Genomic DNA, 24,553 nt, shown 5'->3' on the forward strand with positions numbered 1-24,553 from the left:
GAGCTTTTAAAGGAATTAAGCCATAATCTTTCTATGATCATGGTGACACACAATATGCAACAAGGCAAACGCGTGGCTGATTTTGTAGCATTTTTTCATTTAGGAGAGCTTGTAGAATTTGGTGAAAGCAAGGAATTTTTTGAAAATCCAAAAGAAGAAAAAACCAAGGCTTATTTAAGCGGTGCTTTTGGGTGAGATTTTTAATATTAATTTTTTTATTCCATCTATAAACCTTATTTGACAAAGACTTTTTTATAAAATAGGGGAGGGTAAGATAAATTTCTCTTTCCTTATTTTAAAGATAAAATAATATAAATTTAAATCCTTATTTTTTGAAAAATAAAATAAACTTAAAATTTGAAATTTAAAAATTTTTAAATTAAAAATTTATTGTTTTGATGTGTTTATAATAGCATTTGTTTTTATTGTATTAAAATTATTACTTGTAGTATATAATTTTGTTACTTGGAAATTTTTCAAATATTTGGAGAAACAAAATGAGCAAAAAAAGAATTACACGAAAAGCTAATATTTGCTATTGAGTGTCAAGATGTTGAAGGTGTCATTGAAGCTATTAGAGAGGGTGCTGAAGTAAATGATAAAGTCATTAATAGAGCTTATGCATTTTTAGAAAGTTTAGAAATAGAATATGCCGATGATAAAGCCCTTTATGCTGGCCGCACTGCTAAAAATTCAGATCAAGATTATATTTATAGAATTGTTACAAGATATGCTAAGGGGCAAAAGCTTGATACTATAATAAATACCATGTTTAATAGAAAAACTAACCCTCTTAAAAGTAAAGGGGAAATAATTACACCTAAAATAAAAGAGAACTCATAAAACTAATGAATAAGAAAAGACAGTATTTAGGTGATATTGATATTTCAAATATTAAAGATTTTTCAGAATTATTTACAGGTGTAAATAGAACAGATTTTGGTGGAATAGAACTTTGGGATACAAGCCATGTAGTAAATATGTATGGTATGTTTGAAGGGTTTGATTTTAGTGAAATTAAAAGCGACAGTCCTTTATTTGACTGGATAAGCAATATGGATACTTCCAATGTAAGTGATATGGGATATATGTTTTCTAAATCAACTGGTTTTGATACTGATATAAGCAAATGGAACACTTCCAAGGTATTAAATATGAGCTATATGTTTTTAGAAGCAGAAAGTTTTAATCAGGATATTAGTTCATGGGATACTTCTAATGTATTATGTATGGTACATATGTTTGATGGGGCAAAAAGCTTTAAACAAAATATAGATAACTGGGATATTAGTGGCATAAATAAAGATTACAGGAAAACTAATGAGAAAAAATATAATTTCTTAAATAATGAACAATTATGTGACTATAAACCATATGAAAATTGCCCTACACAGCCTAAATGGCTGAAACCATGTAAAAAAGAAAATGGTAAGTATAAACCTGATACAAAACTGGAATTAATAATACTTGTAAAAGATAAAAATATAAATCTTGGTGATATTGATATATCTAATATTGATGATTTATCCCTATTGTTTATAAACTGTGAAAGAGATTTTAGTGGCATAGAATCATGGAATACAAGCCATGTGGTAAATATGAGCCATATGTTTGCATATAGCAATATGAACCAGGATATTGGTATGTGGGATACATCAAAAGTAACATATATGGACGGTATGTTCCAAAATACACCTTTTAACCAAAATATAAATAACTGGAATATATCTAATGTAAAAGATTTGAGCTCTATGTTTTATTGTGCAGAAGATTTTAATCAGCCTCTTGATAAGTGGGATACAAGCTGTGTAGAAAGTATGCATGACATGTTTTGTAGAGCTGTAAAATTTAATCAAGATATTGGCTTGTGGAACACATCAAAAGTGAAAGATATGAGTGATATGTTTAGTAATGCAGTAAGCTTTAATCAAAATATTAATAACTGGAATGTATCTAATGTTAAAAATATGTCATCTATGTTTTTCTATACAAAACAGTTTAATCAGCCCCTTGATAAATGGAATACAGGCAAAGTTACAAATATGGAGTCAATGTTTCAATCAAGCAAAAGATTTAATCAAAATATCAGCTCATGGAATGTATCACATGTTAAAAATTTTTCATATATGTTTAGCGAAACAGAAGATTTTAACCAGCCTCTTAATGGGTGGGATATAACAGGTACAACATCATTGAGATATATGTTTAGTGAGGCAAAATCATTTAATTCACCACTTAATGAATGGGATACATCTAAAATAAAAGATATGACTGGCATGTTTCAACTAACTGAGAAATTTAACCAACCACTTAGTGACTGGGATGTATCAAATGTAGAAACTATGCATGCTATGTTTTCTGAAAGTAAAAGCTTTAATCAAGATATAAGCAGCTGGAATTTAAAAAGTATAAAAGATTTAAGCTATTTTTTACATAAAGCAGAAGCTTATACATACAGCCTTAAAAGCTGGCGACTTAATAAAAGAGTTGTTGATAAATATTATATAGTAGAAGGTACAAATATAGAAGAACCTACATGGTATTGATTTTAAAATAGATTTGTTGCACATAAATATTAATAAAATAACATAAAATGAAGATTGTATAAAAATTTTTATTACAATCTTTTATTTATTTTAAAACAATGTCAAGATTGTGGTGTTTAAATAAGATAAATATTTGTAAATTTATTTATGGACTATATGCAAAATTTCAAAAATGTTGACACTATTATCATAGCATTTAAAAAAAACATTCATAAAATTCTTAAAAAATTATTATAAAATCATCACTATAAAAAATAAATTTTTAAGCTAGAAAAGATACAACAATGCTTTTTTTCTTTTTAAGTTTTTAGCACATCTTTGAGTATAAAATTTGTCTAGATAAGTTTAAATTTGATATAATCTCAGATTTTAGAAAATTTATAAAGAATAATCATGGTAAAAAAACAACTTTCTCTAACAAGACTTAGTCTTCCTATTTTTGGAGATTTACTTTCAAAGTATTTAACTATCATCATCAATACCGCCATGGTTTCGCATTATTCGAATTTTTTAGTCGGTGCTATGGGGGCAGGAAATCAAATTTTAGATCTTTTTATAACGATTTTTAGCTTTTTAAGCGTGGGTTGTAGTGTAGTGATCGCCCAAGCTATCGGTGCAAGAGATTACGCATTAGCAAGAAAAGCTATTCATCAAAGTTTATTTTTAAATGCACTTTTGGGTTTTGTGTGCGGTAGTTTGATTTTATGGCACGGAGAGTATTTGCTTTATCTTTTAAAAATTCCACAAGAACTGCTTAAAGATAGTGAAATTTATTTACATATGCTTGCAATTTGTTTGTTTTTTGATGCGATAGGCATTGTATTAGCAGCTATTGTAAGGGTTTATAATATGGCTTATTGGGTTATGTTTATAGGCTTTTTGATGGATGTAGTTGTGATTGGGGGAAATTATTATGTCTTGCATTTTACAAATTTAGAGCTTTTTGGAGTAGGGCTTAGCAATATCGCAGCAAGAATAGTCGCCATCGTTGCTTTGTTTGTGATACTTTTTTATAAACTAAAAATTCATCTTAAAATCAAAGAAATGATAGCTTTAGAAAAGGCAGTTCTTAAGAAAATTTTAAATATAGGTGGCTTTTCAGCAGGAGAAAATTTACTCTGGATCGTGCAATACACCATAGCTTTTTCTTTTGTGGCAAGTTTAGGCAAAGAGAATTTAAGTGTGCAAACGATTTATTTTCAAATTTCTATGCTTATTATGTTAATAGGTCAGGCCATTAGCATTGCAAATGAAATTATTGTGGGTAAATTAGTTGGTGCAAGATATATAAATATCGCTTATAAACATGCTTGGCGTGCTTTATATTTTAGCGTGATAGCCAGTGCTTTGGTAGCGATAGCTAATTATGCTTTAAAAGATTTTACTATGGATTTTTTAGATCTAAAACAGGTGTTTAGAGAATTAATGCTTCCATTGTTCGCACTTTCTATTTTTCTTGAAATTTCACGCACTTTTAATATAGTAATGGTAAATGCCTTAAGAGCAAGCGGGGATGCTAAATTCCCATTTTTTAGCGGACTGGTTTTTATGATGGGTGTTTCTTTACCGGTGGGTTATGTGCTTTGTTTTTACGCAGGACTTGGAATTTTAGGAGTTTGGATAGGTTTTTGTGCAGATGAGTTTTTGCGTGGGCTTGTGAATGCTTATAGATGGAAAAGTAAGAAATGGCAAGGCAAAGCTCTGGTGTGAAAAGTTTTTATTTTTTAGATAAAGAGTTTTTTTATCAAGTAAAAAATATAAAATCTTTGCGTTTAAAACTTAACGAAAAAGGCGAATTTTACTTAAGTATTCCTAAATTTTATCCTTTAGAAAAGGTAAAAGAATTTTTAGCTAAAAATGAAGATTGGATACAAAAAACTTGGCAGAATTTTGAGAGCAAACAAAAAAATATAAACGAAAATGAAATTTATTTTTTAGGTAAAAAATATCTTTTAAATTTAAATGAAAATTTCAAAAAAACACAGATTTTAAAAGGTGAAATCAAAAGTGCCTCAAAAGAGGATTTTGAAAAATTTTTGCGTATGAATGCTAAGATTATTTTTTCTTTTTATCTTCAAAAATGGAGTGAAAAAACAGGACTTCATTATACGCATTTAAGCATTAAAAAAATGAAAACGCGTTGGGGGTCTTGTAACCATAAAAAAGGCTATATTAATCTAAATTTAAAACTTTTAGAAAAAAGCTTAAAAGCGATTGAATATGTGATTTTGCATGAACTAGCACATTTAAAATTTCCTAATCACAGCAAAGAATTTTATGGTTTTATTTTTGAATTTATGAGTGATTTTAAAGATAGAGAAAAAATGTTTAAAATAAGTTTTAAATAAATAAAAAATTGTTAAAATAAGCACTCAAAAATTTAGGAAGATAATCATGAAACGAAGAGAATTGTTAAAAATTGGAGCTTTAGGGCTTGGAGCTTTGGCTTTGCAAGGTTTTAGTATAGAAGCACAACGCAATGTTATCGATAGAAGCAAGGTAAATGCTTTATTGCTTTCGAGTTTATCTTATAATGGAATGGCTTATTTTGAGCACGCTAAAACTTGGTTTATAGATTTTGTTCAAAAAAATCAACTTCAAGGTAAAAAAATTACTTTTATCCCTTATGGTGTTTTGAGTGAAAATTTTTCAGCTTATGAGAAATTTATCCAACAACAACTTGCTTTTTTAAATGTTGAAATTAAAAGTATTCATCATGAAAATCCTATACAAAGCATTAAAAATGCTGATGCTATTGCTATTGGTGAAGGAAATTTGTTTGTTTTAATGCGTGATTTATATGATAGTGATATTATCCGTTTAATTAGAGAAAAAATTTTTTCAGGAACTCCTTATATTGGTTGGGGGACGGGTGCTGCAGCAGCTAGTGATACCATTAAAACTGCTACAGATATGCCTATTGTAGAAATCAAGACTTTTAATTGTTTAAAAATGCTTCCTTGTCAAATTACTCCGCATTTTTATTCTAAAACTATGGAATCAAATAGTGGACAAAAAAAACTAGAGGATTATTTAAATCAAAAATTTTCTTACAATATTACTTCTTATGTTTCAAATTCAAACACTCAAAATAACGAGCAAATCGGTACTTTGGATTATGAAGAAAAAATAGGTGAATTTTTAGCTTTAAATCAAGATGGTAAAGTTTATGCATTAAAGGATAGCGCAGGACTTTTAATAGAGGGTCTAAATGCTAAGGCTTTAAGTGCCGAAGATGCGGGTGTATTTAAATTTGAGCATAAAAAAGAAACTCAGGCTTTAGAGAACGAACAAGATTTTGTTTATTAAAATGACTCGAAAAAAGCATAAATTTTTTATGCTTTTTCATTTTCACTTAGCTTTTTGTTATCCATAAAAAACCATTCGTATTTAAAAATCCACTCCCCGTTTTGTGAATTTCTTAAATCTTTAAAATTTACCCAGCCAATGATTTGTAAGATAAGTCCCACTATGCCAATAATAACACCAATCAACGCGATAAAAATAAATAAAGATAAAAATGCAATACTTTCATTATTGTATATGTATGTAGCTAAAAATACAAACACAGATATTGTCATCAAACCAAAACCTAAAACGCTTAATATATAACCCAAAAATAAAAATTTTTGATTAGTAATAAAACTTAACTTTTTATAAACAAAATACAAAAAAATAGTAGCCATTAACAGTAAAATTAAAGCAAACATTATATAAAAAATCAGCATCGAAAGATCAAGATTGAAGATGATTCTTTCAAAATCAGTATCAAAACTTTCAGCATCAAAAGTTAAAGTAAAAACAATTCCAAGTAAGCTTAAAAAAGCATTACAAGCAAGAACAACAAGGGCATTTCTAAACAAACTTTTGCTTTGTGAAAGTTTACTTAAATCATAACAAAACATAAATTGTGCCACCATAGCACCTATAGCAAAGATAAAGCCAAGATAAGGCGTACCCGATAAAACACTTGAGACATAAAAAATTGCAACCTTTTGTTTTACCTTTTTGATGTTTGAATACATTGTTAATTTTTCATCCATTTATACTCCTTTTAAAAATAAAAAGCAAGATTATATCAAAAAATTAAGGTTTTTTAAGCACCGCACTCACTCTTTGAAATTTATCAAATTTGTTTAAGCTAAGTCTTATTATAGAATCTTCTAAAGCACTTAAAGAATGAGGCACATTAGCATTTAGACTTATCATATCTAGTGTATTTAATTCTAGTTTTTGATTCTCTACTTCGAAAATAATTTTTCCGCTTAAAACTTGCACATGGATAGAAAATGGGGCCTTATGCTCTTTCATTATACTTCCTTTGGCAAGTAAAATTTGGATTTCTTTACCACTCTTATTATCGATTAAAACATTGATTTTAACTTCATTTGGACTAAATTCGGCCTTGCTCCAATTTGTAATTTTCATTTCTTCCCTTTAATTTTGATAAAATAGGCTAAATTTTATCAAAATGGAAAAATAAATATATAGACTTGTGTTAATATTTTTTATATTTTTAAATTTAAATGTAAAAGATTTTACTTGCGATAAAGAGTTAAAAGCACATTCGCAAGAAAATATGCAAGAACAATTTGATTTTTATAAAAATTGTTTGAGCAAAAGGCTAAATTTAGATAAACATTATTATAAAGTATTGCTTTGCAAGAGTGATGAAGAGTGCTTGCAAAAAAAGGTAGAGACTCATATCATCCTATTGTCTTTAACATTAAAAAAGTTCGTGAAAAACAAATCGATTTTAAGCTTTTAGCTACAAATTTTAAAATCAGCGAAAACACAAAAACCATCGATATTTCCAATTTAGTTGCCACTAAAGGCGATAAAGAAAGTGTGAAAATATATGTATTTGATAAAAATACCAACAAGCTCTTTATACCGCTTGTTTTTTGATGAAAATTGTTATAATCTAACAGATATGGATAGAAAATTTCGTCTTATTCAAAAGATAAAATCAAATTTAGGAAATTTTGAGTTTGATAGCATAAAACTACCCAAAAAAGCAAAAAAACACTAGCATAGAAGAAATGATAAAAGATATTCCTCTTGGAGAAATTAAAGCCAATCTTAGCTCTTTAACAAAAAATAAAATAAGCAACGCAGATAGAATAAGTATGAAAATAACTTACAAATACTACCGATATTCTATGGATTATACTTACTACATAGAAGCTTTTAATTTAGAAAATCAAATTTATCTTATATATGTGAGCTTTAAGAGTAAAAATCACTCAAGGTATCGCCTGCTCTAATTTTGCGAAAATTCTTTTTAAGTTTTTTGCCTATTTTAACTTCTCCACCAAAAATCTTGCTCAAACTCACTTCCTATTTCATAAGCTTCACCCATTTTTGGCGTGATAAGTGGTAAATTTAGGTTTTCATAAAGAAATTTTACAACTTCATTCCACGCGTGAGTTCCTGCTAGAAATCTCCCCCAATGTATAGGCATTAAAGCTTTTGCATTAAGATCTTTAGCTTCTTTTAAAATTTGCTCAGGAAAAGAATGAGAATATGGCCAAGCAGTATTAAATTGTCCGCTTTCAAGGCAGACTAAATCAAAATCACCAAAAAAGGTGCCAATTTTTTCAAAATGCGTAAAATATCCTCCGTCCCCACTAAAAAATACTTTTTTATTTACGCTTAAAAATTCTATCACAAAAGAAGCCCAAAGGCTTTTGTTTTTGCCATCACCTCTACTTGAGTTGTGCTGTGCGGGTGTTGCGGTGATTTTTATATCATTAAACTCTATCCCACTCCACCAATCAAGCTCGATGATTTTTTTCTCACTCACTCCATAGCTTTTTAGATAATTTCCCACTTTTAAAGGTGTGATGAAAAATTGTGCTTTTTCTTTTAGGGCTTTTACGCTTTTTTCATCTAAATGATCAAAATGCGAATGCGTGATAATTACAGCGAAAATTTCATCAAAATCATTTGCGCAAAAAAGCGGTGCATTTTTAAAAGCCTTGTTGATAAAAGAAAAAGGCGAAGCATGGGTATTAAAGACAGGATCGATTAAAATTTTGTATTTTTTATAACTCACAAAAAGCGATGAGTGTCCAAGCCAAGTGATGTGTGGAGTATGAAAATGACTTAAATTGGGTTTTAAAAAAGGAAGTTTAAAAGTAGCAATAGCATCTTTTGGATAAAGATAATAATACTTTAAAACTTCTTTAAAAGACACTTTAAAATTATGAGAAAGCTCGTTTTCATTAAGAAATATTTCGTATTTTTTACCTTGTATTTTTTTGGCTTTTGGGCGTTCATTGCTAGAAAGATCGAATGATTTAAAATTCATTAATAGTCCTAAAAATATAATTTTTATAATAATAGATATATTTTATTAAAAAAATCTTGATTTCTACTTCAAATCATAAATAATAATTTTTATTAAATTAAAATAATAATTTTTAAATAAAATAAATTAAAATTAAAAATTTATTTAAATAGTTAAACTCATTAATTAACTATTTATATTAATTTAATATTTAAAATGATAAAATTATCTTTATATTCTATAAAAATGCTTTAGTATAGGGGCATATAAGCAATACCCCCCCCCATATTAATGTTAATGTAAATATTTAATTTTTATTTGGAGGATTTTATGCCAAAAAAACTAAATTTAAAAAGACATCTTATACTTAGCTTTGTAGCAAGCTCTATGCTTTACAGTCAAGCACTCGCTTTACCATCAGGTGGAAAATTCGTTCAAGGTGGTGGAAGCATCACTAGTGGTGGTGGAAATATGAATATCCACGGTAACGGCAAAGATCAAAATCATGTCATCAACTGGGGTGGTGGTTTTAACATTGGCAAAGATGAAAGCGTTAATTTTAGTGGACAAGGACACCACAAATTCTTAAATCTTGACTATAGCAAAAACGCATCTCAGATTTATGGTCAATTAAACGGAAATGGTCATGATATTTTCTTAGTTAATCCAAATGGAACAATTATTGGCAACGGCGCAGTGATTAATACGGGGAAATTTGGTATTTCAACTGGAGCGATGAATGAAGCACAAATCAAAGAATTTGCAACAAGTGGTAAATTCTCTCCGGTTTTTTCTCCGGCTCAAAAAGGCACTATCACTATACAAGGTGATGCGATTTTAAATGTTAGTAACCTTCAGCTTGTGGGCAATAAAATCGTATTGAAAAGCGAAGAGCAAAAAAGCCCAAATATCACAAGCAAAGAAAAATTTGAACTCTTTGCAAATTCTATAGAATTAAACTCTGGCAATATCAAAGCAAACACAGTAAATTTAAATACCAACTATAATGAAACCTTAAACGGACAGATTCGAATCAATGGTGCAAATTTTGATACCACAAGTATGGATTTAAACTCCAAACTCATCCATCTTGGCAATAGCACAGTTAAAAACGGCGATAATTTTGCAAAAGTAAATGCTAATGCCGAGCAAATCAATCTTAACGGCACATTTAGTGCAGGCGATACAAACTTAAAAGCCACAAATATCATTGGCGATAATAAGGGAAATTTTGATATAAAAGGCACCTTAAGTCTTGATGCAAGTCAAAATATTTCTTTGCTTAGTACTACTTTAAACGCTACAAATTTAAGTCTTTTAAACGCAAATTATATCGAGCTTGAAAATGCAACACTTAAAGCAAACGCCTTAACATTAAATGCTAGTGGAGATAGTAGTCTAATTCGCGTTATAGGTTCAAATTTAGAAAGCGCAAGTTCTTTGGATTTAAATGCAAATGAAATTAGATTTGGCAAGCATGAAAATCAAAATTCCACCATTAAACTTACAGGCGATGAAACTACGGCAAATATTAAAACCAACGATAAACTTGCTTTAGATGATACGCAAATCACAGTTTCAACAAAGGCTACTTTAAACCTTGAAGCAAATAGCCAGCTTTCGTTTTCAAATTCGAGTTTTAGTGGTGGAAATAATAGTGAATTTATGGCTAAAACTGCTGAAAACGGCGTTTTGATTTTAGAAAATTCAAAATTAGACAATCTAGCAAATTTAACTTTAACAGCAAATCAAATCAAAATTTCTAATGACAACACAGCACAAAATACCATAAAAACAAAAAATGCAACCCTTAATGCCACAGATAAAATCATCGCTAATAATGCAAATTTTGATATTTCAAGTGGTTTAAATTTTAGCGCAACAAATTACATTTATTTAAATGGTAGTAATTTTACACTCGGAAGCGATGGATCTTACATTTTTAGCGCAAATCAAACTAAAATTGATAATGCGAGTTTTAGTGCCACGGGGGGGGGCAATCAGAATTTAGAATTTAAATCAAATGCAGAAAATTCGCAAGATTCTGTAATCGAAGTTAATAATATTAATTTTAAAGATGAAAATATCGCAAATGTTAAATTTAATGCCCATTATCTAAACATTAAAAGTGGTAATATCAAAGCCGCTTCAAAGCTTGATTTTATAGGCGATAGAATCGATCTTGGTTCAAATGAAACTCTTAGCCTAAAAGCAAGCGAGTTAAAAGCAGATGCTAAGCAACTTTTTATCAATAATGCGAATTTAAGCGGCACAAGCATTACTTTGGATGCAGAAGAAGTTATAAGCATTGATGGAGAAAAAACCACGATAGGAAGTGATACCACGACGACTTTGCAATTACTTTCTAAAAATTTAATCGAACTTAAAAACGGCACTTTAAAAGGCACAAATATTACTCTAAAAGCCCTTAATGATGATAACACAAAGGGCGTGATTGATCTAAAAAGCGGAAGCATTGCAGCAAATGATAATGGCAAAATCGATCTTGATGCGATGGATATTAAATTTGAGGGTGCAAATTTATCTGCTAAAGAACTTGATGCGAATGCTTTAAATTTGCTTGCAATTTCAGGGCAAGGCGAGATTAAAGCCGAGACTTTGATCTTAAAAGGCACTAATAAAATTGCCATTAGTGGAAATTTAGGCGATGAAAATTCAAATATCACTTTGGATACTAATGGACTTTTTGCAGTGAGCGGCGGTTTACTAAAAGCGAAGACTTTTGGTGTAAATGCTGGGAAAATCGACTTTAAAAATGCAAATTTAAGTGCAAGTGGCAATATCGACTTTAAAGCGCAAAATAGCATTATCATTTCACAAGATGCGAATAGTCAAACAAGTATCACTAGCACAGGCGGAAGCTTAAATTTAGGTAAAAAAAGCTCAAGTAAAGCAAATGATGAAGCTGAAGTTGGCTTTGTGATCGATCTAAATGGCGGCACTCTAAGTTCTGTGGATACTAAGATAAACGCCGATGAGATCAATATAAATGGCGCGACTATAAATGGCGGTGCTTTAGAGCTTTTAGCTAAAAGAATTCTTGCAAGCAGTGGAAATATCAATGTAAACGGCGATGCGTATTTGCTAGCTACAAATTTGATAGAACTTGGAAGCGAAGATGCCAAACTAAATTTTGTGGCTAAAAATATCAAGATCAATGACAAAACAGGTGAAGCTTATAATGCGTTTAATGGCGCAACTTCGGCTGTGATTAGTATCAAAAACGCTACTTTAGAAGCCAAAGAAAATAATACTAAAGGCGATATTATCATCAAAGGCGCGGATATTAAAACCACTCACTCAAATTCCATTTTCAAAGCTAAGAATATCACTTTAGATGCAGAAAATAAAATTGAAATTATCAAAGGCGACTTGCAAGCTGATAGGACTTTAAGTTTAGATGGTAAAAAATTGGTCCAAGTGGGCCTAAAAGATGATAGTGGGGTAACTATGCCTGTTTTAAAAGGTACTAGCATAAGCCTTATAAGTGAAAATTTAATCGATCTTCAAGGTGGAAATTTTACAGCCACAAATAATATTAATTTAACCTCAAAAAATGGTAACAAAGGCACGATTTTATTAAGCGGTGCAAATTTAATAGCAAATGGAGAAAACGACGCAATCGCCATCAGCACTCAAGATTTTCTTATGTCTGGTGGAAGCCTAAAAGCTAAGAGTGGCAATATCAAAGCCGATGCGGATAATATCATAGAAATCACAAAAGGCGCTTTAGAAGCGAAAAAAATCACTCTTGATGGAGCAAATCTTGTAAGCGTAAGCGGTGGGGAAAATGGAGCAAGCATCACTTCAAGTGATATAGAATTCATTACAAATAAATTGCTCGAACTTACAGCTTTAAGTTTAAGTGGAGAAAATTTTAAATTTGAAGCCGATCAGATTAATATCAACGGTGGAAGCATTATAGCTACTGGCAAATTAGAACTTTTAGCTACAAAAGGAAGCGAGGCAAATAAAGGCGGAAAGTTAAATTTAAGTGACGGCGTAAATTTAAGCGCCAATGAACTTAACCTAAAAGCCAGAAACGATATCATCTTAAATAATGCAAATCTAAGTGCAACAACAAGTGCAAATTTACTTGCAAATAATTACATAGAAATGACAGGTGGTAAGATTAATTCCGCTAGCATTGTTTTAAAAGGCTTAGATGAGGGTAAAACACTAAAAGAAATTAAAATAAGCGGTGCAAAATTAGCAAAAAACGATAGCGAAAATGCCACTAACATTGATCTTAGCGCAAGTCAAATTACTATAGAAAATAGCAGTGATTTAAAAGCCAATACTATAACTCTTAATGCCAAAGATAGCGATGCAAGCAAAGGTGGCGTAAAGATAGATAATTCAAGCTTGAGTGCAAATGATTTGACTTTAAAAGGCGATAATCACATTGTATTAAGCGGAATAACTTTTACCATTACCAATGCTTTAAAACTTCTTGCGGATAATTATATACAAATGAATTCAGGCAGTATTAATGCAAAAAGTTTAACGATAAAAGATAGCAACGAAGGCGAGAATTTAAAATTTGTCGAGCTTATAAAAGGAGATATTACCTTAACAGGCACAACAGATAGTAAAGGTGCTTTTGATATCATCGCAGATCAAATCAATATCGGACAAGCAAGTGCAAAAGCGCAAGATAAAATTAACTTCACTTTAGAAAATATCACAGCAAATTTAAAAGCAAAAAATCAAATTTTAATTAATAACGCAGATTTTAGCTTACAAACAAGCACTTTTGATTTAAGCGCAGTAAATAAAATCGCCCTAGAAAGCACTAAATTCCAAAATGATACAAAAGATAGCACGCTAAAACTTAACACTACAAGTCAAGAAGATGGTAAAGGTATCATCGTAGTTAAAAATTCGCAAATTAGTGGCTCAAGTCTTGAGGTAGAGGCTAAAATCGTTGATTTGCAAGGTTTAAGCATAAATGCAAACAGTTTGGCTTTAAAAGCGCTTGATAAATTACTTATTCAAGCTTCAAGTAATTTCACTATAGAAAATACCATAGCACTAGAAGCAACAAATAATCTTTTCATCAAAAATTCCAATATCACTTTTAATTCTGCTTTGCAAAATGGTGATAATGATAAGTTTGAAATCAAAGCTGCCCAAGTGCTTTTAAATACAGCAAATCTTACTTCAAAAGGTGGAAAATTTAGCATCACAGCTACAGATACAAGCGGACTTTTTAAAGCTAACAATTCGCTTATTGATGTGCAAGGGGGAAGTTTTGATTTAAGTGGAAAGCAGATAGTTTTTACTGCTGATAAATTTAGTAAATTGCATGAAACATTCAAAACAAGCTCAGGTGTTGTGACAAATATTAGCGCAAGTGATTTTATTGGGCTAACAAATGTTAAATTTACTTTAGCAGGCAATGCAACATTTAAAGCCACAAATGATATCACCACAAATAATGTTTCGCTTATGGCTGATTCTCAAACACTCAGTTTTGATACTAAAATTTTTAATGCAACAAATGGGCTTGCGGTGACTAGTGATACTTTGGAAATCAAGGGCGCTGATGTAAATTTTGATGACTCTATGCATGGAATCACTGTAAATCATTTTAATATCGATGCTTCGAATAAAATTTCTATTAATGGTGGATGGTATGTGATTAATGAGTCTTTAAAATGGCTAGCGACTAATCATATCGAGGTAAAAGGTGGCTCTAGGTATGATAATGTAGAATTTGCCTTTGGTAATACTGGAAATTATATTTTCAGTGCAAAATATCAACAATACCAAAATACAAATTTTAATGGCGGCGTTATGTCGAGCCCAGATAGCAAAAATGCTAATGTAAAATTTGGTGTTTGGAGTGAAAATGGTGGTAGTGGCACTTTAACTCAAGCTGAATACATCAAGCTTGATAGTTCAAATATTTTTGGTGATATGGCAGATCTTAGCATTAAAGCTAAAACCATAGAATTTGGTGCACAAATGGGCGAAAGTTATGATCCAGCTAATATAGGTAATGTTGATTTGGAAGCTGATAGTTTGGCTTTAAATGGCTTTGATTTTAGCGGTATTGATAATTTTACCTTTAAGGGTACAAAAATGCTAAGTCTTAGCAATATCACTTTTACGGACATTACAAGCGGTAAATTTTTAAGTGATAATCTCATTAAATTAGAAAATATCACAGCCACTAACTCAAATATTGTTTTTGATAGTGCGAGAAATTTTGAATTAACGGGATATTTGGATATTAGTGGAGCTTCAACTCTTGATTTAAAAGCGGCAAATCTTTTCAAAGCAAATAATGCTAATATTATTGTAAATAATGGAAGCACCTTAAAAATCGATGGTGGTAAGCAAATTACTTTTAATACCAGTTCTTTAGCCGGAGAAGGCACTATAGAACTTAGCACAAGCAAGGCAAGCACAAGCGATCTTATAAGTGATGGTTTGATAGAATTTGTCAATACTTTTGGAACCATAGGAACGCTTAAAGTTAGCAATGCAAATCAATTTACTATTATAGGTGATAAATTTACTACTTTTGATATCGAGAATGCAGACTGGAATTTAAGAAATAAAATCAGACTTCAAGATACTAAGTTAAGTATTGGTAATAAATTTATAGCCAATGCCGGAAAAGATTTTATTATTAATAGTTCTAATATTGAGATGAATACCAAACAAGATTCAAACTTAAACGCAACAAATATCTATATGAATGATACGGTTTTTTCTTTACAAAATAGCACAGCTAAATTTACTTTAGGTAGTGATACAACAGAGCTTATTAAGTTAGAAAATGAAAATACTGAAGGCTTTCACGGTTCAAGTGATTTAACTGAGCTTAAGGCAAAATATATCCTTGCAAAAAATATGGATTTTAGTGGCGGTATGAAATTTAATGCTAGTGAAGCCATTAGTATGGAAAATGTTGATTTGTCAAATCCAACCATTAATGGTTCTTATGATTTTTATGCTAAAAATTATATTTCTTTGAAAAATTCTACCATTACGGCGGTGAGTGTAAAATTTGAAACTATGGCGGATGGCAATACAGGTTATGGAGTTATTAATTTTAATAATGTAGGCATAGATATAAATCAAGGTGATTTTACTATGCTTGCAAATGAGATTAATTTCGAAAATACTGATAAGAGTTATTCGGTTGATACTGCTAATATAAACTGGGAAGCTAAAAATAATATGACTTTAAAGGGCTTGGATATTTATGGTAATAGCGACTATACATTAAGCCTTAAGGCAGGCTCAAAACTTAGTGCTACAGATGTAGATTTTGGTAATAGTTTTGGTACATATGGGAATTTTAAATTTGATGCAAATTATTTGGTATTTGATAAAGTGCATATTGAAAATGGTAAGGTTGCAGGCAAAGAGCCTCAGACTGCTTTTAACAATGTCGCACAGCTAGACTTTAAAAATGTAAATTTTGAATTTGCTGGTAGAGTAAGTGGGCTTGATGAAAGTATCACAATTAGTAATAATATGACTACAGCTTGGGGAAATGGCGGAAAAGACACTGATACAAACTATACTTTCAATGAGCCAACTTGGAGTGATGGTACTTGGGATAAAGAGAAAAACGAATGGAGTGGCGGAACAAACGAAGACACTAAACATATCGTTGATGATGGCAATGGCGATATAGGCGATGGTGGTAAATGGGAAGTATCAACAGACACAGGTTCTTCAAAAGGTGAAGCCATACAAGAAGGCGATAAAAATTATAGTGATAATGTAAGTGATGGTGAAAAAGATAATATTGCTAATGACTCTAAAATTTCTATAGATAGTATCGAGAAAAAGGATATAGCAAAAGTGGGCTATGAAACAGCTAAAGACACTGGCTTTGGAAAAGATATCATTGCTGGCGAATTTGATCCATTTGAAAAAGAAACTGAGTCAGGATATGAAAAAATAGAAACAATTAACATTGCTCATAATGATGAAGTTGTGCTTGATAGTAATTTTGGCGCAAAAAGGGCTTTTGATACTATTGATTTTAATAATAATATCAGCGATGAGGTGATTTTAGATGCGAGTGATTTTGATGCTGCGGTGCTTGAAGCTATTTTGGGCGATATATTAAAAGAGCTTTATAAGCTTAATATCGCCGATCTTGAAAAAGCTTGGGGCTATATCAATAATAAAGAATACGAAAAACTTGGTGCTTTATTTGGCTTTGATAAGGAAAAAACCGAAAGTTTAAGACAGAGTTTTGATTTCTTAGATGCTTTTTATGGCAAGGGAGCTGGAGATAAACTTGCTGGTTTTGGCGGAGAATTAGCTAAATTTGATAGCAAGTATCAAGAGTTTAAAAAAGCAAGAGAGAGTGTGAAGGATGATACTTTTGGAAACGGTGGCATTATGGGTGAGTATAAAAATTTCGATGAACTATATAAAGCCTTTAGTAAGCAACTCGAGCAATTTAAACAGTATATCCAAGATCTAAAAGATGGTAAATATGGAGAACCTGGAAGTGTTGAGTATGATAATGCCTACGCAAAATATGAAAATATGCATGCTAATTTAGAAAAAATGAAAAATTCTTTAGTAAGTATGTCAGATGAAATTATCAGTAATATCAATAAAGTTTATAGCAATAGTGGCAATAAGTTTTTAATTACTTATGATGGAACTCAGATTGGCAAAGTAGGAGGCGTTGATATCCCAAGTTATGAAAAAGAACAAGGTGGTGGCGATGAAGGTCCAAATTCAAGAATTTTTGCTGAAGATAATATTTATGAAGAAGATGAAAATTCGGCACAAAATAGTAAAAAGGGTGAGATTAATGAGACTGCAGGTAAGCAAAAAGCAAGAATTTGCATAGTAAGTGATAACGCTAAAGCTATGAATCCTTGCTTGGCTCTAGGAGATTAAGGCGAGTTTTTCGCCTTTGGCTTTTTGCAAAATCAGCGGTATTTTTTTGTCATTTTTATCATACTGAAGCGCTTTTTTGTTATGCTGAGTGAAATTTACTGTCATATTGAGCGAAGCGAAATATCTCTATGTAACAAGAAAGCAAATTGATGAAATTGGCAGTAAATTCAATAAAGATTTTTTCATAGAGATTCTTCGCCTATGGCTCAGAATGACAGTTTTAATGAGTTGACTTAGAATGATAGATAAACTAACTATAAAATAAATAAAACTTAAATATTAAATTAAAAATAACAAGATATATCATCATTTGAGATGATGGTTAAAAAACCATCATTTTTTAGAAATAATATTTTCTGTGATTTTTGCAATTTGTAATTCTTCATCGGTAGGAATGATAAAGATTTTAACTTTGGAATTTGGTGTGCTAATTAGAGTTTCACCGTTTGCATTGTCATTTTTTTCTGTATCGATTTCAAAACCAAGATGCTTTAATCTTTCGCAAGTTAATTTTCTCACTATACTGGCATTTTCCCCAATACCTGCAGTGAAAATCAAAGCATCAGTGTGTGGTAAAATCGCAAAATAAGAGCCTATATATTTTGCCAAACGATAGCAATACATATCTAGAGCTAGCCTTGCTAAATCATTGCCGTTTTGAATTTCATCAATAATATCTCTAAAATCATTAAAACCACAAACCCCATAAAGTCCGCTTTGTTTATTCATCACAGCATCTAATTCATCAGGATTTAAATTTCTAGCTTTAGCGATAAAAGGCATGGTTGCAGGATCAATATCGCCGCATCTTGTACCCATCATCAAACCTTCAAGTGGAGTAAAGCCCATCGAAGTATCAATGCTTTTTCCATTTTCTATAACACAAACGCTTGCTCCATTACCTAAATGTGCACTAATGGCGTTAAATTCGTTATGATTTTTACCTAAAATTTCAGCAGCTTTAGCACTCACATACGAATGTGAAGTGCCGTGGAAACCGTATTTTCTGATATTATATTCAGCATAATAATCATAAGGCAAGGCATACATATAAGCATAATCAGGTAAGGTTTTATGAAATGCTGTGTCAAAAACCGTTACATTAGGCACTTTTGGTGCCGCTTTTATCATGGTTTTAATGCCTGCTAGGTGTGCTGGGTTATGAAGCGGAGCTATAGCACTTACGCGATCAATTTCTGCTAAAACAAAATCATCTACCAAGCAATGCTCGGTTAAATTTTTACCCCCATGGACTATCCTATGTCCGCATCCATCAATATCGTTTAAATCATGCAAAATACCAGATTCTTGAAATAATTCATTAATCAGCTTTAAGCCTTTTTCATGATCTGCGATATAAGTATCGCGTCTTAATTTTGTTCCTGTTTTGGCATTTTTGAGTTCGATTTTAGATTGGTTATTGCCAATTTTTTCAACCAAGCCACTTGCTATAGCGACTTGATCTTCAAAAAGTTTAAATTTAATAGATGAAGAGCCCGAATTTAAAACTAAAATTTTCATTTTTTCTCCTTTATTCTGCTTGAATTGCGCTTAAAATTACTGTATTTACAACATCATCAATCAAACAACCGCGACTTAAGTCATTAACAGGTTTTTTAAGTCCTTGTAAAACAGGACCCACAGCCAATGCGTTTGCAGTTCTTTGAACGGCTTTGTAGCAAATATTTGCCGCATTTAAATCTGGGAAAATATAAACATTTGCTTTTCCTGCTACTTCTGAATTTGGCATTTTGCTTTTGCCTGTTTTTTCATCATAAGCAGCATCAAATTGTATCGGTGCTTCGATTTTTAAGTCTTTATAGCGTTCCGTTGCGATTTTAAAAGCTTCTTTAATTGCATCTACACTTGGCCCACTTCCGCTATCTCCGCTTGAGTAAGAAAGCAAGGCGACTTTTGGATCTATACCGAAAGATTTGGCGGTATTTGCGCTCACATAGGCAATTTCTGCGATTTGTTCTGGTGTAGGATTTGGTGTTACAGCACAATCTGCAAAAACCAGTACCTTATCTTCTAAACACATAAAAAATACCCCAGAAACTAAGCTTACACCTTGTTTGGTTTTAATCAGTTGCAAAGCAGGACGCACAGTTTCAGCTGTGGTTGTAGAGGCCCCACTTACCATAGCATCAGCTTTTGCAGTATGTACAAGTAAAGTGCCATAATAAGTTCTATCACAGACTAATTTTTTTGCCTCTTCTTCGCTCATACCTTTTGCTTTTCTTGCTTCATAAAGGGTTTTAGCAAATTCATCATTATAGATAGAATTTTTAGGGTTTAGAATTTGCGCTCCTGTGATATTAAGATTTAGCACTTTGCATTTTTCTTTGATTTTATTTTCATCGCCAAGTAAAATGAGATTTACCACTTCGCTTTTAAGTAAAATTTCACTGGCTTTTAAAATTCTTTCATCATCACTTTCAGGTAAAACGATGGTTTTTTTATTTTGTTTTGCTTTGCAAATGAGTTCATAGCGAAACCTTGAAGGGGTTGTAAATTGATAGCTTTTTTCTAGCAAGTTCAAATTCTCATCAACGAAAGCAAAATTTTCATTTTTTAAAGCATTTTTAAGATAATTACTAAGCATTATTTTGTTTGAAATTTCGCAATCAACAACGATAAAAGCGTTAAATTCTTTTGCAAATTTGATATTGAGTTCTAAAGTTCCTAAAACTCCAAATTCATTAAGTCCTAAAACCACGACGCAAGAATTTTCTTTTTTAAATTTTTCAAAATCTTGTAAAATTTTATTAAAAAAAGCATTTTGATCTGTATTGTAAAGTTCAAAAGCTTGGTTTTGTGTTTCAAAACTACAAGAAATTTTATGCTTTGAAGAAAGGGTTTTGAGTAAATCTGAAACTACGACAGAGTAAAAATTTACCGAAGAATATTTCTTTTCAAGATAGTCCAAAAATTTTTGACTGACCGATTTTTCTTTATCTTGGATAAGATAGAATTGCATATTTTCTCCTTTATTTAATTTTGGAACTATAATTGCTTAAATGAAGCAGATTATTTTAAATTATAACCGAAAGAATAAAATATCATATGATAAAGGAGTTGATATGAAAAAAATTATATATTTTGCGTTACCTTTTGTATTTTTTGGTTGTAGTGCGAGTTTAGATCCTGAAATTTCTATGAAGCCGCCTGCTTATGTAGAGGAATTAGCGCCTAAGCAAAGCAATAACACTCAAGTTGCGCCAGGATCGCTTTTTGGTAAAGGTGATAATCCTTTGTTTTCTGATAAAAAGGCGATGAATGTTAATGATTTAGTCACTGTGGTAATACAAGAAAATACAAGCCAAAACACTCAAGCCGCAAGAACAACTGCAAGAACAAATAACGCAGCTTTAGGCGGTGGAACGCTAACTGGTGGTGCGGGGTTTGGCGGTGCTGTGGGAGAAATTAATAAATTTTCAAATTTGGGATTTCAAACTAATAGCACAACAAATTATAATGGTACCGGCACACAAAGTAGAAGTGAGAGTTTTAATACAACTATTTCTACACGCGTGATTAAAATTCTTTCCAATGGAAATTATTTCATAGAAGGCTCAAGAGAACTTTTAATCAATGGAGAGAAGCAAATCATACAATTAAGCGGTGTTATAAGACCTTATGATATAGGACAAGATAATACCATAGATAGTCGCTATATCGCTGATGCAAAAATTCTTTATAAGACTGAAGGCGATGTTGCAAAAAGCACTAAGAAACCTTGGGGAACAAGTTTATTTGAAAGTATTTGGCCTTTCTGATAATTTAAAATGCCTTTAAAAAAGGCATTTTAAATTTTTACTACTAAAAATTGATAATGTATCAAAATCACACAATAAAAGTGAGAAAGAAATGAAAAATATTATTTTACTTGGTGGAAGTACTTTTTTATGTTAAATGGTTTTTTAAAGGCATAAAATAGAAAGCCATATGGGTGGAGGCATTTAGAAGTTTATAATTTTGTTTTAAGGGGGAACTTCAAGCATACAAAATTTGTATGAAATCAAAAGAATATGCAATCAAGATATCATTTCAAACACAGAACTTATCATAACAAATTCAAATGTCAATAATATTCATATTAATCACTGTCAAAAAAGTGAGCTTTCATTAGATATGGTTCATAGGGATGCTTTTTGGCTGTATCAAGAGCTTTATTTTTTAAATAAAAAAGTTTTGGTTATTTTGCTTCCGTGCGAAATAGGGAATTTTAAAATTGTTAATAATATCCACAGAAGTTTTTGTCAAAAATTTGGTTTTAATATAATTGATATGCAAAAATACTATGAAAATAAAGATTTAAATTATTTTGATTTTACTTTTGATGGGGCTCATCAATTTCATTTTATCACTCAAGAATTAGCCAAAAATATCATTCAAAATATTGATAATTTTTATTTACCCAAAAAACTTCATATAAAAAATAATAATCCTAAAATTAAAATTTGTACTCCTAAGGAGATGAAATTTCAAGGACTATTACAGGAAAATCATCTTAAAAATTCAAAATACGATGAATCGTGTTATAAATTTTTATGATGGCACTAAACTTTATTTTAACGAGCAATTTAAGGACTATTATCTTATAGCTTTGCATACTTGGAATGATTATGATGTTGATCGGGTTTATTGTAATTTAGAAATTTACAATGCAGGCGTGGTAATTGAGAAAGAATGTGGCTTTCGTAATTTTGTTTTTAGTTTTTTTAATAAAATTAAAATCGATGATAAAACGATGCTAAGTCTTTCTAAAAATCAGCATGCAAAAATAAAAGAGTATTGCAGAGGCGTTTCGAGCGATGAAAAGGCTATGAAATTAAGCGAATGTAATCTCATCGCATTTTTCTTAGCTTCTTCGTATGGGCTTAGCAGTACGCAAAATTTTAGTTTTGAAAAATTTGTTAATGAAGAATTTATTATTTCAAAAGAATATGATTTTGACTTTCTTATACCACCCATTGATTTTTATGCAAGGATTATAGATACTTATATAAAGACACAAGAATTTAGAAATAAAGGTTTAAGTATCAAAACGAGGCAAGATTACATTAAGGCTTTAAAAAGAACTTACACTCTTATAGAATGGCTAGGAATTGCATTGATATATTCAAAAAGAATATGGTATAAAGGTGGTTTTATTTGGATATGGTTTGAAGCAAAAAGATTGAAAAGAAAATTCAAAAAAAGCTCCAAATAGAGCTTTTTTATTTTTAGCAAGAATAGCAGGTTTTGAATTCATAAGCTGTAGGTCTTGCTTCTACAGGCCAAACTTGGGTTTCAAATTTCATGTGCTGATAATCATCGATGAAAATATCAGTCATTACAGGTTTTAAGTAAGTATTGTGACGGATCAAAGCTTCAAGACTGCCTCTTAGAGTGTGTGGCAATTGTTCTATACCTTTTTCACGAATTTCATCTAAAGTAAGATCAAATAAATTTTCATCCATAGGTCCAACAGGAATGGTTTTGTTTTTAATGCCATCAAGTCCTGCCATTAAAAGAGAAACAAAAGCTAAATAAGGATTTGCAGTGCTATCTGGGAAACGAATTTCAACGCGAGCCGAGTTTTTACCTATGCCATAAGGCACGCGACAACTTGCGCTTCTGTTTTGGCAAGAATAGGTTAAAATACAAGGTGCCTCAAAGCCCGGAACGATTCTTTTGTATGAATTTGAACTAGGATTTGTAAAAGCTGCAACTGAGCGAGCGTTTTTTAAGATCCCACCTATATAATGTATAGCGCTTTGACTAAGTCCGCCATAGCCGTCTTTATCATAAAACAAATTTACTCCATCCTTCCATAAACTCATATGCACATGCATTCCGTTTCCATTATCCCCATAAAGAGGTTTTGGCATAAAGGTTGCGGTTTTGCCGTTTAAATGTGCTACCATTTTTACTACATATTTATAAATTTGCACATTATCAGCCGCTTCTACAAGAGTGCCAAAATTTACTCCAATTTCTGCTTGTCCTTGTGCGACTTCATGATGATGGACGAAAGTTTTAAGTCCTACTTTTTCAAGAGTTTGCACTATTTCGGAGCGAATATCCACTAAAGAATCAATTGGCTGGACTGGAAAATATCCCCCTTTATTCCTAGGACGATGACCGGTATTGTAGCTATCAACAAAGTCTTTATTGTCATTCCACTCACCTTCTTCGGTATCGACTTCATATTTGGAGCAATTAGAACTATCAACAATTTTTACACTATCGAAGATAAAAAATTCATTTTCAGGACCAAAATAAGCAGTATCGGCTATACCACTATTTTTAAGATATTCCATTGCTTTTTTAGCTATACTTCTTGGACATTTTTCATACATTTGTCCTTTATAAATATCATACACATCGCAAAATACTACAATAGTTTGGTCCGCAGTAAAAGGATCTAAAAAGGCACTATTTGCATCCGGTTTTAATATCATATCGGATTTTTCTATAGGTTGCCATCCATGAATTGAACTTCCATCGAACGGAATTCCATTTTCAAAACTCTCTTGATTGATAGCGTGAAGATTATAAGTAATATGATGCCAAGCACCTATCATATCCGTAAAGCGAAAATCTACAAAAAGCACTTCATTGTTTTTACAAAAATCAAAAAAATCATTAATACCATTGACAAATTTTCCCATTTTTTCTCCTTGGTTTAAAATAATTTTATTATTCTATCAAAAAATTATTAATTTAAGTTTTAGTTAATAAAAAAAAGTTAGTCAAATAAAAAATATAATATTTAAGCAAGTTTTATTCTATATTTGGCATTTTTTAAATATAATAA

The 24,553-nt window shown here is 31.0% G+C and carries 16 protein-coding genes and 1 pseudogene; 11 read left to right on the forward strand and 6 right to left on the reverse strand.

What is annotated here, in order from left to right; all coding sequences use genetic code 11:
- The 5 genes and pseudogenes from ELQ16_RS07075 to pepE form a co-directional block, all read left to right on the forward strand.
- Positions 1-195: pseudogene (locus ELQ16_RS07075) on the forward strand (phosphate ABC transporter ATP-binding protein); the annotation flags it as partial.
- 653 nt (positions 196-848) lie between these two features.
- On the forward strand, positions 849-2,546 hold the full coding sequence (locus tag ELQ16_RS07080) for a BspA family leucine-rich repeat surface protein (protein WP_134238851.1): 1,698 nt from the start codon (positions 849-851) through the stop codon (positions 2,544-2,546).
- 393 nt (positions 2,547-2,939) lie between these two features.
- On the forward strand, positions 2,940-4,256 hold the full coding sequence (locus ELQ16_RS07085; protein WP_134238852.1) for an MATE family efflux transporter: 1,317 nt from the start codon (positions 2,940-2,942) through the stop codon (positions 4,254-4,256).
- On the forward strand, positions 4,232-4,894 hold the full coding sequence (locus tag ELQ16_RS07090; protein WP_134238853.1) for a M48 family metallopeptidase: 663 nt from the start codon (positions 4,232-4,234) through the stop codon (positions 4,892-4,894). Before ELQ16_RS07085 ends, ELQ16_RS07090 begins: the two co-directional genes overlap by 25 nt.
- Before the next feature lie 46 nt (positions 4,895-4,940).
- Complete coding sequence (pepE, locus tag ELQ16_RS07095; protein WP_134238854.1) at positions 4,941-5,855, forward strand: dipeptidase PepE; 915 nt, start codon at positions 4,941-4,943, stop codon at positions 5,853-5,855.
- Positions 5,856-5,881: 26 nt separating this feature from the next.
- Here pepE and ELQ16_RS07100 read toward each other — a convergent pair whose 3' ends face one another.
- Together ELQ16_RS07100 and ELQ16_RS07105 are read right to left on the reverse strand one after the other, a co-directional pair.
- On the reverse strand, positions 5,882-6,589 hold the full coding sequence (locus tag ELQ16_RS07100) for a hypothetical protein (protein WP_134238855.1): 708 nt from the start codon (positions 6,587-6,589) through the stop codon (positions 5,882-5,884).
- A gap of 43 nt (positions 6,590-6,632) precedes the next feature.
- Positions 6,633-6,974: a cupin domain-containing protein gene (locus ELQ16_RS07105; protein ID WP_134238856.1), complete on the reverse strand. Its 342-nt coding sequence runs from the start codon at positions 6,972-6,974 to the stop codon at positions 6,633-6,635.
- A gap of 249 nt (positions 6,975-7,223) precedes the next feature.
- Here ELQ16_RS07105 and ELQ16_RS07110 point away from each other — a divergent pair, with 249 nt between their 5' ends.
- Positions 7,224-7,454 carry a hypothetical protein gene (locus ELQ16_RS07110; protein WP_134238857.1) on the forward strand — a complete coding sequence of 77 codons (231 nt, stop codon included), beginning with the start codon at positions 7,224-7,226 and terminating at the stop codon, positions 7,452-7,454.
- Positions 7,455-7,588: 134 nt separating this feature from the next.
- Positions 7,589-7,813 carry a hypothetical protein gene (locus ELQ16_RS07115; RefSeq protein ID WP_134238858.1) on the forward strand — a complete coding sequence of 75 codons (225 nt, stop codon included), beginning with the start codon at positions 7,589-7,591 and terminating at the stop codon, positions 7,811-7,813.
- A 35-nt stretch (positions 7,814-7,848) separates the two neighbouring features.
- On the opposite strand, the gene ELQ16_RS07120 is transcribed toward ELQ16_RS07115, so the two are convergent.
- The gene (locus tag ELQ16_RS07120; protein ID WP_134238859.1) at positions 7,849-8,859 is read right to left on the reverse strand and encodes an MBL fold metallo-hydrolase; all 1,011 of its coding nucleotides are present in this window, start codon (positions 8,857-8,859) and stop codon (positions 7,849-7,851) included.
- Between the two features lie 309 nt (positions 8,860-9,168).
- Here ELQ16_RS07120 and ELQ16_RS07125 point away from each other — a divergent pair, with 309 nt between their 5' ends.
- The gene (locus ELQ16_RS07125) at positions 9,169-17,748 is read left to right on the forward strand and encodes a filamentous hemagglutinin N-terminal domain-containing protein (RefSeq protein WP_134238860.1); all 8,580 of its coding nucleotides are present in this window, start codon (positions 9,169-9,171) and stop codon (positions 17,746-17,748) included.
- A 333-nt stretch (positions 17,749-18,081) separates the two neighbouring features.
- On the opposite strand, the gene ELQ16_RS07130 is transcribed toward ELQ16_RS07125, so the two are convergent.
- Positions 18,082-19,269: an acetate kinase gene (locus ELQ16_RS07130; RefSeq protein WP_134238861.1), complete on the reverse strand. Its 1,188-nt coding sequence runs from the start codon at positions 19,267-19,269 to the stop codon at positions 18,082-18,084.
- A gap of 10 nt (positions 19,270-19,279) precedes the next feature.
- On the reverse strand, positions 19,280-20,728 hold the full coding sequence (pta, locus tag ELQ16_RS07135; protein WP_134238862.1) for a phosphate acetyltransferase: 1,449 nt from the start codon (positions 20,726-20,728) through the stop codon (positions 19,280-19,282).
- Positions 20,729-20,831: 103 nt separating this feature from the next.
- Between pta and flgH the strand changes: the two genes are divergently transcribed.
- The 3 genes from flgH (at position 20,832) to ELQ16_RS07150 (ending at position 22,963) form a co-directional block, all read left to right on the forward strand.
- Positions 20,832-21,527: a flagellar basal body L-ring protein FlgH gene (gene flgH / locus ELQ16_RS07140; RefSeq protein WP_134238863.1), complete on the forward strand. Its 696-nt coding sequence runs from the start codon at positions 20,832-20,834 to the stop codon at positions 21,525-21,527.
- 232 nt (positions 21,528-21,759) lie between these two features.
- Positions 21,760-22,305, forward strand: coding sequence for a hypothetical protein (locus ELQ16_RS07145; protein ID WP_134238864.1), 546 nt, complete (start codon positions 21,760-21,762; stop codon positions 22,303-22,305).
- Entirely contained in the window at positions 22,280-22,963 is a 684-nt protein-coding gene (locus tag ELQ16_RS07150) for a hypothetical protein (protein ID WP_134238865.1), read from the forward strand. Before ELQ16_RS07145 ends, ELQ16_RS07150 begins: the two co-directional genes overlap by 26 nt.
- Before the next feature lie 13 nt (positions 22,964-22,976).
- Here ELQ16_RS07150 and glnA read toward each other — a convergent pair whose 3' ends face one another.
- Complete coding sequence (gene glnA, locus ELQ16_RS07155) at positions 22,977-24,407, reverse strand: type I glutamate--ammonia ligase (RefSeq protein ID WP_134238866.1); 1,431 nt, start codon at positions 24,405-24,407, stop codon at positions 22,977-22,979.
- Positions 24,408-24,553 lie beyond the last annotated feature (146 nt).

The sequence above is a fragment of the Campylobacter sp. US33a genome (assembly GCF_004378855.1).
Lineage (GTDB): Bacteria > Campylobacterota > Campylobacteria > Campylobacterales > Campylobacteraceae > Campylobacter_D.

What these genes read in the sequence shown, in the direction of transcription:
- ELQ16_RS07080 (WP_134238851.1), top strand. Translation starts at nt 849, where the DNA reads ATGAATAAGAAAAGACAGTATTTAGGTGATATTGATATTTCAAATATT.
- ELQ16_RS07085 (WP_134238852.1), top strand. Translation starts at nt 2,940, where the DNA reads ATGGTAAAAAAACAACTTTCTCTAACAAGACTTAGTCTTCCTATTTTT.
- ELQ16_RS07090 (WP_134238853.1), top strand. Translation starts at nt 4,232, where the DNA reads ATGGCAAGGCAAAGCTCTGGTGTGAAAAGTTTTTATTTTTTAGATAAA.
- pepE (WP_134238854.1), top strand. Translation starts at nt 4,941, where the DNA reads ATGAAACGAAGAGAATTGTTAAAAATTGGAGCTTTAGGGCTTGGAGCT.
- ELQ16_RS07100 (WP_134238855.1), bottom strand. Translation starts at nt 6,589, where the DNA reads ATGGATGAAAAATTAACAATGTATTCAAACATCAAAAAGGTAAAACAA.
- ELQ16_RS07105 (WP_134238856.1), bottom strand. Translation starts at nt 6,974, where the DNA reads ATGAAAATTACAAATTGGAGCAAGGCCGAATTTAGTCCAAATGAAGTT.
- ELQ16_RS07115 (WP_134238858.1), top strand. Translation starts at nt 7,589, where the DNA reads ATGATAAAAGATATTCCTCTTGGAGAAATTAAAGCCAATCTTAGCTCT.
- ELQ16_RS07120 (WP_134238859.1), bottom strand. Translation starts at nt 8,859, where the DNA reads ATGAATTTTAAATCATTCGATCTTTCTAGCAATGAACGCCCAAAAGCC.
- ELQ16_RS07125 (WP_134238860.1), top strand. Translation starts at nt 9,169, where the DNA reads ATGCCAAAAAAACTAAATTTAAAAAGACATCTTATACTTAGCTTTGTA.
- ELQ16_RS07130 (WP_134238861.1), bottom strand. Translation starts at nt 19,269, where the DNA reads ATGAAAATTTTAGTTTTAAATTCGGGCTCTTCATCTATTAAATTTAAA.
- pta (WP_134238862.1), bottom strand. Translation starts at nt 20,728, where the DNA reads ATGCAATTCTATCTTATCCAAGATAAAGAAAAATCGGTCAGTCAAAAA.
- flgH (WP_134238863.1), top strand. Translation starts at nt 20,832, where the DNA reads ATGAAAAAAATTATATATTTTGCGTTACCTTTTGTATTTTTTGGTTGT.
- ELQ16_RS07150 (WP_134238865.1), top strand. Translation starts at nt 22,280, where the DNA reads ATGAATCGTGTTATAAATTTTTATGATGGCACTAAACTTTATTTTAAC.
- glnA (WP_134238866.1), bottom strand. Translation starts at nt 24,407, where the DNA reads ATGGGAAAATTTGTCAATGGTATTAATGATTTTTTTGATTTTTGTAAA.